This is a genomic window from Hymenobacter terrestris, assembly GCF_013377905.1.
GTDB lineage: Bacteria > Bacteroidota > Bacteroidia > Cytophagales > Hymenobacteraceae > Hymenobacter > Hymenobacter terrestris.
Map to the genome: position 1 here is coordinate 1 of NZ_JABKAV010000075.1, position 14,808 is coordinate 14,808.

Below are 14,808 nucleotides of genomic sequence, written 5' to 3' on the forward strand. Positions count from 1 at the left end.
CTTTTTTCAAACAGAGAGCGTTCACCGACCCACCCTTTCGCTGAACGGTCAGAAAGTAAACGAGCTATTAATTTATCGTTGATTTGTTTATCATAAACAGACTTCTACAATAGGTATCATGCTCTCTAATAACAATGAACATGCTTTGCAGTTCGCTTTGTCTCTAGCAGATACTGGTGAGCCAACTGGTCGTTATGAGAGGCGCCTTATCGGAATGCACGATCATTGGCTCACCGAAGCCGAAGCCGATGAGCAGATCATCTTCTATCAAGGGATCAAAGACGAACAGGGCTATAATCGCTATCTAAGTCAGGAAGCCAATTTAGTTGCTCTCTATTTAGAATTGCATCGCTGTGCTCCCTTGCAAGTATTTCAAGAGAGCGAGGAGCAATTTCAAGCATTAGACGATGTCCCGGAATTAATCCAGCAGGTGACGTTAGGAACACGTGAAAAGGCGTATTATATCTTCTACAGCCCCTTATTCGACAGTATATTCACTAGCGCACACGATGTTGCGGTAGTGCTCTATATGTTGAACAATGAGGCTAAGCCAAGAGCAGAATATACTATTGCTCAACTGGTTAAGGCGCACCACTTGTACATGCTTCACTAGCTGGAAGCTTGCCTAAGGTGTAAACCCATGTTGGGGCCCTAGTGAACTTCAAGAAGGAACCCCAGCACCTCTTGCTCGGCATCCCGAAGGGGTTCGAGTACCTGGTTAGCGTAGTAGCCAAGGTGCAGGCGGCTTTGGGCAAAGTCCCGCAATTCCACCGTTTCAATGAACTACTCCCACCTGCTTGGTTCTTTGTCTGGAGTACCGGCTAGCGCTGTTCACGGGTTCGGGGTCTCAACGATTAGGCTAAACATATAGACAAAAACTGGGCCTCAGCACCTTCATTCACCAACCCTGTACCTGCGGCTTATTTCTGCTCGAATGCTCTTCAGGCTTTGGAAATTTTTGTAAGCAATCCAACAAGCAAAAAGCAGCAGCATGCCCGTCAGGGCAAATTCTTTATCATGGGTCGCAGACCAGACAGCGAGGCGAATCACTAACCCAATGACCAGCGCCGTGATGGTTTTTTGCGCTTTCATTAAATCAACTAATCCGGCCTGTTAATGCTGGGGTACTTACCTGGGCACCCCTATCATTCTGACAAAGAACCATGTCAAAATGATAGGGGTGATTTAGGAAATTTCCTGCCCGAAGATTGACGAGATAAGTTATTACCGTACCTGTGAGCACCTTAGGTAGCGGGCGTGGGCGCTTTGTAAAATGTGGCGGGAAGTTGGCTAGATCTTACGCTATTGGACGAGCTGTACATATCAAAACTAAGCTACCCCCCCAACTTTTTTTAGCATGACAGCCGAATCCACAGCCAACTCCGAATCCATAGCCAATCCCGCCCACGCCGCCAGCCATCACACCAGTCGTATTACCACGGCTGGCGTACTCGTGGCACTGGGCATTATCTATGGCGACATTGGCACCTCGCCGCTCTACGTGATGAAGGCCATTGTTCCCGGCTTAATAGACGCCAACTTGGTCTACGGGGGCATCTCGTGCGTCTTCTGGACGCTCACGCTGCAAACCACGCTCAAGTACGTGCTGCTTACACTCAACGCCGATAACAACGGGGAAGGGGGCATCTTCTCCCTGTTCGCTTTGGTGCGACGACGGGGGGCCTGGCTCTCAGTCGTCGCCATCATTGGCGGGGCGGCTCTGATGGCCGATGGCGTGATTACGCCGCCCATCTCCGTTTCGTCGGCCATTGAGGGTTTACAGGCCGTGTATCCTACGTTGCCGACGGTGCCCATCGTCATTGGCATTATAGTAGGCCTGTTCCTGCTGCAAAGCTTCGGTACCCAGATGGTAGGCAAGGCCTTTGGCCCTATCATGCTGGTCTGGTTTTCCATGCTGGCTGGGCTCGGTGTGAGCGGTATTCTACAACACCCCGAAGTACTCCAGGCGCTGAATCCCTACTACGCTTACAGCTTGCTGGTGAACACGCCGGGCGGTTTTTGGCTGCTGGGTGCCGTGTTCTTGTGCACCACCGGGGCCGAGGCGCTGTACTCTGACCTGGGCCACTGCGGCAAGGGCAATATCCGCATCAGCTGGGTATTTGTGAAGACCTGCCTGCTACTCAACTATTTCGGGCAAGGTGCCTGGATGGTGGCCCACCAAGGCGAGCAACTGGCCGGCCGCAACCCGTTTTATGCCCTGATGCCATCGTGGTTCCTGCTCACCGGCATTGCCATCGCGACCTTGGCCGCCATTATCGCCTCCCAGGCGCTTATCACCGGCTCGTTTACGCTGGTGGCCGAGGCCATTCGCCTCAACATGTGGCCCAAAGTGAAGCTCAACTACCCCACCGACGTGAAGGGGCAGCTGTTCGTGCCCAGCATGAACCGCCTGCTACTGTTGGGCTGCATAGGAATCGTACTTTATTTCCGCAAGTCCGAAAACATGGAGGCGGCCTACGGGCTGGCCATCACAGTGACCATGATGATGACGACGCTGCTGCTAAGCGTGTGGCTGCGAGCCAGGAAAGTGCCACTGCCGCTCGTAATTCTGTTCGTGCTGGTATATGGGGGAATTGAGGGCTCCTTCCTGGTCGCCAACCTCATCAAGTTTCCGCACGGCGGCTGGGTATCGGTGGCCCTTGGCCTGGTGCTGATGGGGGTGATGTACGTGTGGCTGCGAGCCTACTATATCAAACGTCGCCTCACCGAATTCGTACCCATCAAGTCGTACCTCGACGGCATCAAGATGTTAAGCGCCGACGAGTCCATCCCCAAGTATGCCACCCACCTAGTGTTCATGTCGTCGGCGGAGCGCGGCACGGAAATCGAGCAGAAAATTATCTATTCCATCTTCCAGAAGCGGCCCAAGCGGGCCGATATCTACTGGTTCGTGCACGTGGATACCACCGACCAGCCTTACACTATGGAGTATTCCGTGAAGGAGCTGGCCCCGGACGACGCCTACCGCATCAATTTCCGGCTTGGTTTCCGGGTCGAGCAAAAAATCAACCTGTACTTCCGCAAGGTGATTGAGGAAATGGTGCGCAACAAGGAGGTCGACATCACCTCGCGCTACGAGTCGCTGAGCAAGCAACACGTCACCGGCGACTTCCGCTTCATCGTGCTGGAAAGGTACCTCTCGGTAGAAAACGACTTTCCTTTCGTCGAGAAGCTGGTCATGCAGTCCTACTTCTACCTCAAACAGTTTATCGCCTCAGAAGACAAGTACTTCGGTCTCGACACCAGTTCGGTGAAAGTGGAGAAGGTGCCGTTGGTGCTTGCCCCGGTGCAGAACGTCCTGCTCACCCGTATCAGCGCTACGCCCACCGCAGCCCAAGTCAGGCAAGAGATAGGATAGACAGTAAAGCTGCCCCCGGCTCGCTCGGTAAGCATTGTTCCTGTCCTTCCTTATTGTTCATGATTGTTCATGCGCGTTCGGAGTTCATCCCGTACCCTGGTTCGGCTTGCGCTGGCCTGGATAATCAGTATCGTGGCCCTGCTGACCAGAGGGGCACGCCCCCGGTCCATCCCAAAGTTGCTACTGGGGACCGGATTGCCTGTGGGGATGCTGGCCAGGCTCGTCAATTAGTAGTTTAGGCTCGTTGCTGGTATGGGCCATTACCGTGACCTGACGTGAAGCAATTACATTTGAATTCCGCTTAAGCCGTTTACAAGTAGCTGATGGCAGATTTCTGCCTGTTTACCAGTTGTTACCCATCTTACTGCCCTCAAGCCCCGGCCTGTGCCCGACGGAACACTGCTCCTCATTGACGACGAAGCGCCCCTGCGCCAGGCCATCGCCCGGATGCTGGAGTTAGAGGGCTACACCGTACGCCAGGCCCCCGATGCCCACCGAGGCCTCGATGACCTGGCCCAGCACGCCGACGAAGTACTGGTAGTACTGAGCGACGTGAAGCTGCCCGACGGCCATGGCCTCGACCTGCTACCCCGCTACCGGGCCAAGGCTCCGCTGGCCGAAATCATCCTGCTAACGGCCTACGGTACCATTCCCGACAGCGTGCGGGCCATGAAGGAGGGCGCGTTCGACTACCTGACCAAGGGCGAATCCGACGACCAACTGGTGGTGGTGGTGGACCGGGCGGTGGAGAAAGCGCGGTTGCGGCGGCGGGTGGCCGAGCTAGAGCAGCAGGTGGGCGCCCAGTACACGTTTGAGAGCATGATTGGCTCGTCGGCAGCGCTGCTGGAGGCCCAGCGGCTGGCCCGCCGCGCCGCGCCCACGGGCAGCACCGTGCTGCTCGAAGGGCCCACCGGGGCCGGCAAGGAGCTGTTTGCCCAGGCCATCCACCAGGCCAGCCCGCGGCGTGGCAAGCCCTTTGTGGCCGTCAACTGCTCCGCTTTCCCCAAGGATTTACTGGAATCGGAGCTATTTGGCTACAAGAAGGGCGCGTTTACGGGGGCGCTAGCCGATAAGAAGGGGCTGCTGGAGGCCGCTAACGGCGGCACGCTGTTTCTGGACGAAATCGGGGAGCTAGAGCTAAGCGTGCAGGCCAAGTTCCTGCGGGTGCTCGAAACCCAGCAGTTCACCAAGCTCGGCGACACCCGGCCCACCACCGTGGACGTGCGGTTGGTGGCGGCCACTAACCGCAACCTGCAACAAGAAGCCGCTGCGGGTAACTTCCGACCTGATTTATACTACCGGCTGGCCGTGTTTATGGTGCCGGTGCCGGGCCTGAATGAGCGCCGGGCCGACGTGCCCGTGCTGGCCGAGTACTTCCTTCGGTTTTTCGCCGCTAAGCTGGGGAGCCGCCTGCGGGGCCTGGAGCCCGAGGCGCTGGCGCAGTTGCGCCGCCACGACTGGCGCGGCAACGTGCGCGAGCTGCGCAATGTGCTGGAGCGGGCCGTTATTCTGGCCGACGGCGAGTTGCTGACTACCGACGATTTGCCCGCCGAGTTTCACCACTTCCAGCCTGACCCCGCCACCACCGATGCCAACGACCGCACCCTGCGGACGATGGAGAAACACCAGATTGCGAGGGTGCTGCAGGAAGCCAGCGGTAATAAAATGGAAGCCGCCCGCCAGCTGGGCATCGGTACCAAAACGCTGTACCGTAAGATTCAGGAGTATGGGATAGGGTAGCACGGCAACGCTTAGCCACCAGAAAACCAGCAATCAAACCGAGTAATTCTGACCACCGCACTGGGTCAGAATTACTCGGTTTTTTGCGTTTGGGGACTAGTGAGCCAAGCGGAATAATAATCTTAAAATCTGACTGCCAACAGTATAGCGATGTGAAAACTATGCCGGCGCGAAATCGGGTCAGGATTGGCAAGCGGGCTGGCACACCTATTCACTCACCCCGCTTATGTCCGTTGCCCTGATGCTTCCGCTGCTGACTGCCACTGGCCTCGCCGGCTTCTGGCTCTTCTACAAATCGGTCGACTTTTTCGACCACATCTAACCCCGCTCCCAAGCCATGATGATTGCCCTACTCCTGCTCGGGCTGGCCACGTTCGGCTACCTCGGCTACGTGCTACTTCGCCCGGAGAAATTCTAATTCTGCGGCTGGTTTTAAATATCGTAACGCAAAGCCCGCGCTTCTAAAGCCTCATAACCAGTTGCTACCAACCGACAATTAATCTATGTCCACTGAACTTCTTGGCATTGCCGCCATTTTCGGCGCGACGGTGCTGCTGGCCATTCCGCTGGGCCGCTACCTGGCCACTGTGTACCGCGGCGACCGAAGCTGGTCCGATTTCCTGGCCCCGCTCGAAAACGGACTCTACCGCTTGTCGGGCATCAACCCGGCCCGCGAAATGAGCTGGCAGCAGCACCTACAGACCTTGCTCACCATTAATGTGCTGTGGTTTGTCTGGGCCATGTTCGTGTTTTGCTTCCAGGGCAGCCTGCCGCTCAACCCCGACGGCAACCCGTCCATGTCCGCCGACCAGGCGTTTAACACGGCCATTTCGTTTCTGGTGAACTGCAACCTGCAGCACTACTCGGGCGAAACCGGCCTGACCTACCTCTCGCAGCTGGTGGGCATCATGTTCCTGCAATTCGTGACGGCGGCCACTGGTATGGCCGCCTGCGTGGTGGTGTTCAATGCCCTACGCGACCGGAGCGCCGACAAGCTGGGTAACTTCTACGTGTATTTCGTGCGCAGCATCACGCGGGTGCTGCTGCCGCTTTCGCTGGTGCTGGGCCTGCTCCTGGTTTTCCAGGGCACCCCCATGACGTTTGCCGGCAAGCAGGCGCTCATTACGCTGCAGGGCGACACCACGGCCGTGAGCCGCGGCCCGGCCGCCGCCATGATTGCCATCAAGCAGCTCGGCACCAACGGCGGGGGCTTCTTCGGCGTGAACTCGGCCCACCCGCTCGAAAACCCGACCTGTCTCACCAACATGGCCGAGAACCTGAGCATTACACTGATTCCAATGGCCTTGGCCCTGGCACTAGGGTTTTACCTGCGCCGGCCCAAGCTGGGCTATATGGTGTTTGGGGTGATGACGGCCAGCTACCTGCTGCTGCAAGTCCCTACTGTGTACCTCGAAATGCACGGCAATCCGGCCCTTGCCACCCTGGGTGTCGACCAGACGCTAGGCGCACTCGAAGGCAAGGAAATGCGTCTCGGTTCGGCTGCTTCGGCCCTGTGGGCCATCCAAACAACCGTTACCAGCAACGGCTCGGTAAACGCCATGCACGACTCGCTCACGCCCCTTTCGGGCATGAACGCCATGCTGGGCATGATGACCAACGCCTTTTACGGAGGCGTGGGCGTGGGCCTGCTCAACTTCTTCGTCTTTATCATCGTGGCCGTGTTCATCTCAGGGCTGATGGTGGGGCGCACCCCGGAGCTGCTGGGCAAGAAAATAGAGGCCCGCGAGATGAAAATTGCCACCATCGTAGCCCTGCTGCAACCGCTGATGATTCTGGGCGGCACAGCCCTGGCGGCCCACCTCTACGTGAGCAACCCCACCGAATACGCTAGCTGGCTGGCTAACCCTGGCTACCACGGCTTCTCTGAAATGCTTTACGAGTACACTTCAGCGGCCGCTAATAACGGCTCGGGCTTCGAGGGGTTAGGCGATAACACGCCCTGGTGGAATATCAGCACCGGCCTCGTGCTGCTGCTGAGCCGCTACCTACCCATCATCGGTCCGGTGGCCATTGCGGGCCTGCTGGCCGGCAAAAAGTACATCCCCGAAAGTGCCGGTACCCTGCGCGTCGATACGGCCACCTTCGGCCTGATGGTCTTCTTCGTCATTTGGATTATTGCCGCCCTGGCCTTCTTCCCGGCCTTGGCCCTGGGCCCGTTGGCCGAGCATTTCTCAATAGGTTATTAGCTGGTAGCTATTAGCTGACAGCTTTTCGTGCTGCTCCGAAGGCGGCGGCTTTTCCCCTTATTCCTTTCACATTCAACATCAGCTACTAGCCAACAGCCAGCAGCTGACAGCTTAAAAAACCATGTCTAATTCTCTCTTTCAACCCGCGCTGGTTTCTGAGGCCGTGAAGCAGGCTTTCGTGAAGCTCGACCCGCGGGTGATGGTGCGCAACCCGGTGATGTTTACCGTGGAGCTGGGCACCGTGGTGATGCTGCTCGTGACACTGGGGCTGCTCGTGCGGCCCGACCCTACTCAGGGCAGCTTCGGCTACAACTTCGCCGTGTTTCTGGTGCTACTGCTCACGCTGCTGTTCGCCAATTTTGCCGAGGCCATTGCCGAGGCGCGGGGTAAAGCCCAGGCCGAGAGCCTGCGCAAAACCCGCGAAGAAACCCCTGCCCGCGTGGTTGATGAGCGGGGTACCGAGAATATGGTGTCGTCGTCGCAACTCCGCAAAGGCCAGTTTTTTCTGGTGGAAGCCGGCGAAATTATTCCCACCGACGGCGAAATTGTGGAGGGCTTGGCTACTATTGATGAGTCGGCTATTACGGGCGAATCGGCCCCGGTAATCCGGGAGGCCGGCGGCGACAAGTCGAGCGTAACGGGTGGCACCAAGGTGTTGTCCGACCGCATTAAGGTAGTGGTGACCACTGAGCCGGGCGAGTCGTTTTTGGACAAGATGATTGCGCTGGTGGAAGGCGCTTCGCGGCAGAAAACGCCCAACGAAATTGCGCTTACCATTCTGCTGGCCGGCTTTACGCTGGTGTTCATCATCGTCTGCCTTACGCTGCAGCCCTTCGCGGCCTACGCCAACACGCCCATTGCCGTCGCTTCGTTTATCGCCCTGTTCGTGTGCCTGATTCCGACCACGATTGGCGGGCTGCTCTCGGCCATCGGCATTGCCGGTATGGACCGGGCCCTGCGGGCCAACGTTATCACCAAGAGCGGCAAAGCCGTGGAAACGGCCGGCGACATCGACGTGCTGCTGCTGGACAAAACCGGCACCATCACCATCGGCAACCGCAAAGCCACCCACTTTTGGCCCGCCCCCGGCGTGGCCGTGTAACACTTAGCGGTGATGTCCACGATTGCCTCCCTGACGGATGAAACGCCCGAAGGCAAGAGCATAGTGGAGTTGGCCCTAACCCAGCAAGTTGATGCGCTAAAGCTGAAAGTACACCTGAAAGGGGCCGAGCTAATTAAATTTACGGCCGAAACGCGCTCTTCAGGCGTGACGCTGGCTGATGGTACCCGCATCCGCAAGGGTGCCGCCGACGCTATCCGGCAACTTACCGAGCGGGCCGGCAAGGCCTACCCGGCCGAGGTGGTGGAGCGGGTGCAACTGGTGGCCAGCAATGGCGGCACTCCGCTCGTCGTGAGTCACAACGACGAGGTGCTGGGCGTGGTTGAACTCCAGGATATCATCAAGCCCGGCATTCAGGAACGGTTTGAGCGCCTACGCCGCATGGGCATCAAAACGGTGATGGTGACCGGCGACAACCCACTTACGGCCAAGTTTATCGCCGAAAAAGCCGGCGTGGATGACTTCATTGCCGAAGCTAAACCTGAGGATAAGATGCAGTATATCCGGGCCGAGCAGCAGCAGGGCAAGTTGGTGGCCATGATGGGCGACGGCACCAACGACGCGCCCGCCCTGGCCCAGGCCGACGTGGGCGTAGCCATGAACAGCGGTACCCAAGCCGCCAAGGAAGCCGGCAACATGGTCGACCTCGACAACGACCCCACCAAACTCATCGAGGTGGTCGAAATCGGTAAGCAGCTGCTCATGACCCGCGGCACGCTGACGACTTTCAGCATCGCCAACGACGTGGCCAAGTACTTCGCCATCGTGCCGGCGCTATTCATGGTGGGCATTCCGGCTTTGGGCGCGCTCAATGTGATGGGGTTGAAGTCGCCCCAATCGGCCATCCTGAGCGCCGTAATTTTTAACGCCCTGCTGATTCCGGCACTGGTGCCGCTGGCGTTACGCGGCGTGGCCTACAAACCCGTAGGAGCCTCGGCCCTGCTGCGCCGCAACCTGCTCATTTACGGCCTCGGCGGCGTGGTCGCGCCCTTCATTGGCATCAAGCTGATTGACTTAGTAGTTGGACTGTTCATGTAGCTTTTAACCGCGCCGTTTTGACCAGTCCGCCGGGCCGTTCTGACCCGATTCGGGCAAATTATGGCAAGTACGTGATTGTATAAGGCAAATTTTTGCGCTGATTATCAGCAAAATAGAATCCCTTAAACTGATGATGGGCCAGACCGGGCCGGAATTGGCAAGTAGGAACAGTATCTGTCATTTCGTAACTCCGCGGCTTTGAGTCGCTCATTTCAGAAATCATGAAAAACAATATTGCTTCCGCTTTTCGTCTGACCTTGGCCCTGCTGGTGCTGTGCTGCGGCGCATACCCGGCCCTGGTGTGGGGCGCGGCCCAGGTGGCTCCCGGCCAGGGCCAGGGCGTGCAGGTGTCGCACAAGGGCCGGGTGGTGGGCTTCGAGGACGTAGGCCAGAAATTCGACCGACCCGAGTACTTCAGCTCCCGGCCCTCGGCCGTGGACTATCGTGCCGACGGCTCAGGTGGCTCTAACAAGGGACCAACTAACCCGGAGTACGTAGCCGAAGTGGGCACTCGCGTGGCTGCCTTTCTTCGGCTAAACCCCAGTGTGAAACCGGGCCAGGTGCCAGTGGAGATGGTGACAGCCAGCGGCTCGGGCCTCGACCCGCATATTTCGCCCGCCGGGGCATATGCTCAAGTGGAGCGCGTGGCCCGGCTGCGCGGCCTACCTGCTGCCCGGGTGAAAGCCTTGGTAGATGCCCACGTGCAGGAGCCCATATTTGTGCTGCTCGGTCCGGTAACGGTCAACGTGCTCCAGCTCAACTTGGCGTTGGATACGCTCACTGAAAAATAATAGTAGATGGGGGCAGGCTTTACCCCCGCCCGCTGCGGAACGGTTCCAGTTGGCGCTGTTCGACAACGGGCGGGAGCAAGCCCCTTACGCGCTAGCTTAATGCTGTACTTATCGTTTCTAATGAAGACACTTGCGACGCTGAGCTTAATCCTGCTGGCCGCCGGCGGGGTTTCGGCTCAGACTCCTATCGATTCGGTGGCCGCTCCCAATCCGCTCACCTTTTATGGCTTCGTGGATGGCTATTACGGCTACGATTTCAAGAACAACAATACCCAAAACCGACCCGGCTTTCTCTATTCGCATAGCCGCCAGAACGAGTTTACCATCAATCAGGGCCTCGTGGGGTTGCGCTACGACAACGGGCAGGTGCGCGGGGCGGTCGGGCTGCACGCCGGCTCCTACGTATCGGCCAACTACGCAGCGGAGGATCCGGTTTTTCGGAATGTTTACGAGGGCTACGCCGGTTTCCGGCCGTTCAAAAAAGCCTGGCTCGATGTGGGTATTTTCGCCTCGCACATCGGGTTTGAGTCAGCCATCAGCAAAGACAACTGGATGCTGACCCGCTCGCTGATGGCCGAAAACTCGCCTTACTACGAGTCCGGTGCGCGCTTCACCTACGAGGTGGCCCCGCAGCTCACCCTGACCGCCCTGGCGCTCAACGGTTGGCAAAACCTGCGCGACAACAACCAGGGCAAGGCCCTGGGCACCCAGCTTCAGTGGCGGCCCACCGACAAACTGCTCATCAATTCCAGCACTTTTTATGGCAATGAGCAGCCCCAGGACTCGGTGCGCCGCCGCCGCTACTTCCACGATTTCTACGTGAGCTATGCCGCCACCGACCGCCTGAGTCTGGCGGTCGTATTTGACGTGGGTAAGCAGGAGAACGAGCGGCGCGGCGCCAAGGGCGACACTTGGCATACTGGCGCAGCGTTCTTGCGCTACAAGCTCGCCGACCAGTGGTCGGTCACGGCCCGGGCCGAGTACTACAACGCCGCCCGCGGCGTCATCATCCGCTCCTTTTCCCCCTTGCCCGCCGATGCCGACTTCCAGGTGAAGGCCGCCTCGCTCAACCTTGATTACGCCCCCACCGCCAACGTGGTATTTCGGGTGGAGGGCCGGGTGATGGATGCTAAACGGCCCATTTTCGAGCAGCGCAACAGCCGCACTTCGGATAACTACGGCAACCTGACTAGCAGCATTGCCTTGAGTTTCTAACGGACAATATACCCTCATTCCCAACTTCTATGCAGGCTGCTGATGATGCCCGGCGCGACGAATCGGCCGAGCGGTTTTTGCGACTGGTGCAGCAGCGGCGGCGTGGGCGGCTGAAGGTGTATTTGGGCTTGGCGGCCGGGGTGGGCAAAACCTACCGGCTGCTGCAAGAAGCGCACGAGCTGCGCCGTCAGGGCATAAACCTGGTGCTGGGCTACGTGGAGACCCACGGCCGCCCCGAAACCGTGGCCCAATTGCGCGACCTGGCCGAAGTGCCCCGCAAAACCCTGTTCTATAAGGGCCGGGCGCTGGAAGAAATGGACCTGGAGGCCATCATTCAGCGCCGGCCGGCCGTGGTGGTGGTCGATGAGCTGGCCCACTCCAACGTGCCCGGCTCGAAGAACGAGAAACGCTGGCAGGATGTGGAAGAGTTGCTGAAGGCAGGCATTTCGGTGCTCACGGCCCTGAACGTGCAGCACCTGGAAAGCCTGCACGACCAGGTACTCAAAATAACCGGCACTGATGTAACCGAGCGGGTGCCCGACCAGGTGCTGCGCGGGGCCGACGAGGTAGTGAACGTGGACCTGACCGTAGGCGAGCTGCGGGGCCGGCTCCAAGCGGGTAAAATTTACGACTCGGCTAAAGTGCCGGTGGCGCTTAATAGCTTCTTTCGGGCCGACAACCTATTGCAACTGCGGCGACTGGCAGTGCGCGAAGTGGCCCAGCTACTGGGCCAGCAGGTGGAGTCGGAAGCTGGCGGGGCTGCCCCGGTGCCCGCCCCGCGCCGTAATGCCGACCGCCTGCTGGCCTGCATCAACACCAACGAGCTGGCCGCCAGGCAAATCATCCGCAAAGCCTCGCGGCTGGCCCAGCAGCTGGGCATTACCACCTGGTACGTGCTGTATGTACAAACCAGCCGCGAAGCCGCCGACCGCATCCACTTGGCCACCCAGCGCCATTTGCTGCGCAATTTGCAGCTGGCTACCGAGTTGGGTGGCCAGATTCTGCGCGTGAAAAGCGACGACGTGGTAAGGACCGTCATCACGGTGGCCCGCGAGAAAGAAGCCACGCTGCTGATGTGCGGCATTACGCGCGAAAAAACTACCTGGCAGCGCCTCAGCCACCGCGGCATCACCCAGGACCTCATTCGCGCCGTTGCGCAATTAAGGCAGGACGTGGATATGTTTCTGGTGACATATTGAGTGGTTAGAAGTGAGTATAGAGACATTTGCCGAAAGGAAGATTCGAACTGTCATGAGGAGCATGACGCCGTTTTTGCCTGCTGCCCAAAATTCTACCCATGCCCTAAGCATAAGCATCCCACCCCATGACGTTTAAGACCAAAATAACCCTGGGATTTCTGGCGCTGCTGGCCCTGCTGCTGGCCCTGGGTGGCTACGCCTTCTACACCGTGCGCCAGCTCGACCAGAGCGCCAAAAGCATTCTGAAGAACAACTTCTACAGCGTGCAGTTAGGCCAGCAGATGTTCAGGTCGCTCGATGAACTGGAGCAGCGTCCCGAAGGGGTAGCCGAACTGGCCCGCTTCCGCGAAAGTCTAACCCGCGAGGCTGGCAACATCACGGAGCCCGGCGAGCAGGAAGTGGTGGACAGTCTCACGGCCAATCTGGCTCGTTATGAGCGGCTGACCGATGCCGCGGGCGCGGGTGGACGCGGGGCGGTAGTGCGCCAGCTGCGCGGGCAGACTCACCGCATGGTGCAACTCAACATGACCACCCTGCAGGCCAACAACGACCGGGCTACTGCCACCGCCACGCGGGCCGGTTACTACCTGCTGGCCGTTATCGGGCTGAGCGTGCTCACGGCGCTGACCTTTGTAATACGGGTGCCGGCGGCGGCCATAGGCCCACTGCAGCGCTTGGCCGTCAGCATTGAGCATGCTACAAACCAGGACTTTTCGGCCACCATTCCAGTGGAGAGCCGGGATGAATTCGGGCAAGTAGCCCAGTCGTTCAACCGGCTGCTGGGGCAGCTCAACGCCTACCGTAGCTCCACCATTGCCCAGCTAATCACCGAGCGCAACCGGGCCGCCAGCATCGTGAACGGGCTCGATGAGGGCCTGTTGCTGCTCGACCAGCACCGCGTTATTTTGCTAGTGAACCCCGTGGCCTGCGAGCTGCTGGGCTTGCAGGCCGACCAGTTGCTAGGCCGCCCCGCGGCCGAGGTGGCCCTCGAAAACGACCTGGTACGGACCATGTTACGACCATTAGAGCCAGCCAGCGGCGGAAGCGGCGAAGTGCCGCTGCTGCACATCAACCAACAGGGAGAGGAAGCCTACTTCCAACTCGACGTGCGGGACTTGCTCTCCTTCAATGAAGCGCTGAACCAGAAGGAATTTGCGGGTCAGATTCTGACGCTACGCAACGTGTCGGACTTCAAGCGACTTGACCAACTGAAGTCGAATTTTTTGGCCACAGTGTCGCACGAGTTGAAAACGCCGCTTTCCAGCATGAACATCAACCTGCGGCTACTGCAGGATGAGCGGCTGCCAGCCGAGGAACGCCAGCGCATCACGGCCACCATCCGGCAGGAAACCCAGCGCCTGCAGCGCATGGTAGGCGAGCTGCTCGACGTATCGCGCCTCGACGCGGGCGCGGGCATCCAGCTCGACCTGCGCCCTACCAACCTGGCCGATGTGGTGCGCTATGCCACGGCCACCGTGCAGGCCCAACTCACCGACAAGCAGATTACGCTTGATTTGCAGCTGCCCTTCAACCTGCCTTTCGTTCGCGCCGACGTAGAGAAGACTACCTGGGTGCTCATCAATCTGCTGGCCAATGCCATTCGCTACTCGCCGCCGGGCGAAGCCATGACGGTGCGGGCCGAAGCCCTGGGCCAGAAGGTGCTGATACGGGTGCAGGACCATGGCCCGGGCATTGCCGCCGAGTACCACGAGCGCATCTTCCAGCGCTTCGCCCAGCTGCCCGATCCAAGCGGCTACCGGGGCGGCTCGGGGCTGGGCCTGAGCATCGCCCGAGAGTTTATTGCCACCCAAGGCGGGCGACTATGGGTGGAAAGCGAGCTGGGCATGGGTAGTACCTTCTGCTTCATACTGCCTGTTAGCGGCTAAAGCATAAAATGGGCTTCTTACGGGAGCCGGCTATGAGATGTCTTGTCTGTCTAATTTAACCCCTCCTCCAACTGAGCGGGGTGCGTTTACCTTCGGACCGTTTGCGTAAACCGTGCACGTTTTAGTTTTGAAGGTGAAAAATGCTTCTGTGCTTCTGCTTGGCGTCATGGGGTAGGGCCTTACCTTCTCGCCGTTACGCGCCGGTCCGCCGGCCAACGAAGCTCGTGCACAGA

General features: G+C 58.9%; 10 protein-coding genes and 1 pseudogene. 10 read left to right on the forward strand and 1 reads right to left on the reverse strand.

The genetic code is table 11. From position 1 onward, the window contains the following. Window positions 1–118: 118 nt before the first annotated feature. Window positions 119–613 (forward strand): hypothetical protein, encoded by a 495-nt coding sequence (locus HW556_RS16205; protein WP_176901164.1) that lies wholly within the window; start codon window positions 119–121, stop codon window positions 611–613. A gap of 281 nt (window positions 614–894) precedes the next feature. On the opposite strand, the gene HW556_RS16210 is transcribed toward HW556_RS16205, so the two are convergent. Then, window positions 895–1,092 carry a hypothetical protein gene (locus tag HW556_RS16210; protein WP_176901165.1) on the reverse strand — a complete coding sequence of 66 codons (198 nt, stop codon included), beginning with the start codon at window positions 1,090–1,092 and terminating at the stop codon, window positions 895–897. 265 nt (window positions 1,093–1,357) lie between these two features. Between HW556_RS16210 and HW556_RS16215 the strand changes: the two genes are divergently transcribed. The 9 genes and pseudogenes from HW556_RS16215 to HW556_RS16255 all read left to right on the forward strand — a co-directional run bounded on the left by HW556_RS16215 (window position 1,358) and on the right by HW556_RS16255 (window position 14,575). Continuing rightward, window positions 1,358–3,379 (forward strand): KUP/HAK/KT family potassium transporter, encoded by a 2,022-nt coding sequence (locus HW556_RS16215; RefSeq protein WP_176901166.1) that lies wholly within the window; start codon window positions 1,358–1,360, stop codon window positions 3,377–3,379. Between the two features lie 384 nt (window positions 3,380–3,763). After that, on the forward strand, window positions 3,764–5,119 hold the full coding sequence (locus HW556_RS16220) for a sigma-54-dependent transcriptional regulator (RefSeq protein WP_176901167.1): 1,356 nt from the start codon (window positions 3,764–3,766) through the stop codon (window positions 5,117–5,119). 340 nt (window positions 5,120–5,459) lie between these two features. Then, window positions 5,460–5,537, forward strand: coding sequence for a K(+)-transporting ATPase subunit F (kdpF, locus tag HW556_RS19045; protein ID WP_176901173.1), 78 nt, complete (start codon window positions 5,460–5,462; stop codon window positions 5,535–5,537). An 85-nt stretch (window positions 5,538–5,622) separates the two neighbouring features. Beyond that, window positions 5,623–7,326: a potassium-transporting ATPase subunit KdpA gene (kdpA, locus tag HW556_RS16230; protein ID WP_176901168.1), complete on the forward strand. Its 1,704-nt coding sequence runs from the start codon at window positions 5,623–5,625 to the stop codon at window positions 7,324–7,326. Window positions 7,327–7,447: 121 nt separating this feature from the next. Continuing rightward, window positions 7,448–9,484 (forward strand): annotated as a pseudogene (kdpB, locus tag HW556_RS16235) (potassium-transporting ATPase subunit KdpB). A 221-nt stretch (window positions 9,485–9,705) separates the two neighbouring features. Then, the gene (kdpC, locus tag HW556_RS16240) at window positions 9,706–10,275 is read left to right on the forward strand and encodes a potassium-transporting ATPase subunit KdpC (protein ID WP_176901169.1); all 570 of its coding nucleotides are present in this window, start codon (window positions 9,706–9,708) and stop codon (window positions 10,273–10,275) included. 120 nt (window positions 10,276–10,395) lie between these two features. Continuing rightward, a complete protein-coding gene (locus tag HW556_RS16245) occupies window positions 10,396–11,490 on the forward strand; it encodes a porin (protein ID WP_176901170.1) in 1,095 nt (364 codons plus the stop codon). A gap of 29 nt (window positions 11,491–11,519) precedes the next feature. Then, the gene (locus tag HW556_RS16250) at window positions 11,520–12,689 is read left to right on the forward strand and encodes a sensor protein KdpD (protein WP_176901171.1); all 1,170 of its coding nucleotides are present in this window, start codon (window positions 11,520–11,522) and stop codon (window positions 12,687–12,689) included. Between the two features lie 125 nt (window positions 12,690–12,814). Next, a complete protein-coding gene (locus HW556_RS16255) occupies window positions 12,815–14,575 on the forward strand; it encodes a sensor histidine kinase (RefSeq protein WP_176901172.1) in 1,761 nt (586 codons plus the stop codon). The last annotated feature ends 233 nt before the right edge of the window (window positions 14,576–14,808 follow it).

Bases quoted from the DNA above. Each gene is read 5' to 3' on its own strand.
- HW556_RS16205 (WP_176901164.1), top strand. From the start codon at position 119: ATGCTCTCTAATAACAATGAACATGCTTTGCAGTTCGCTTTGTCTCTA.
- HW556_RS16210 (WP_176901165.1), bottom strand. From the start codon at position 1,092: ATGAAAGCGCAAAAAACCATCACGGCGCTGGTCATTGGGTTAGTGATT.
- HW556_RS16215 (WP_176901166.1), top strand. From the start codon at position 1,358: ATGACAGCCGAATCCACAGCCAACTCCGAATCCATAGCCAATCCCGCC.
- kdpF (WP_176901173.1), top strand. From the start codon at position 5,460: ATGATTGCCCTACTCCTGCTCGGGCTGGCCACGTTCGGCTACCTCGGC.
- kdpA (WP_176901168.1), top strand. From the start codon at position 5,623: ATGTCCACTGAACTTCTTGGCATTGCCGCCATTTTCGGCGCGACGGTG.
- kdpC (WP_176901169.1), top strand. From the start codon at position 9,706: ATGAAAAACAATATTGCTTCCGCTTTTCGTCTGACCTTGGCCCTGCTG.
- HW556_RS16245 (WP_176901170.1), top strand. From the start codon at position 10,396: ATGAAGACACTTGCGACGCTGAGCTTAATCCTGCTGGCCGCCGGCGGG.
- HW556_RS16250 (WP_176901171.1), top strand. From the start codon at position 11,520: ATGCAGGCTGCTGATGATGCCCGGCGCGACGAATCGGCCGAGCGGTTT.
- HW556_RS16255 (WP_176901172.1), top strand. From the start codon at position 12,815: ATGACGTTTAAGACCAAAATAACCCTGGGATTTCTGGCGCTGCTGGCC.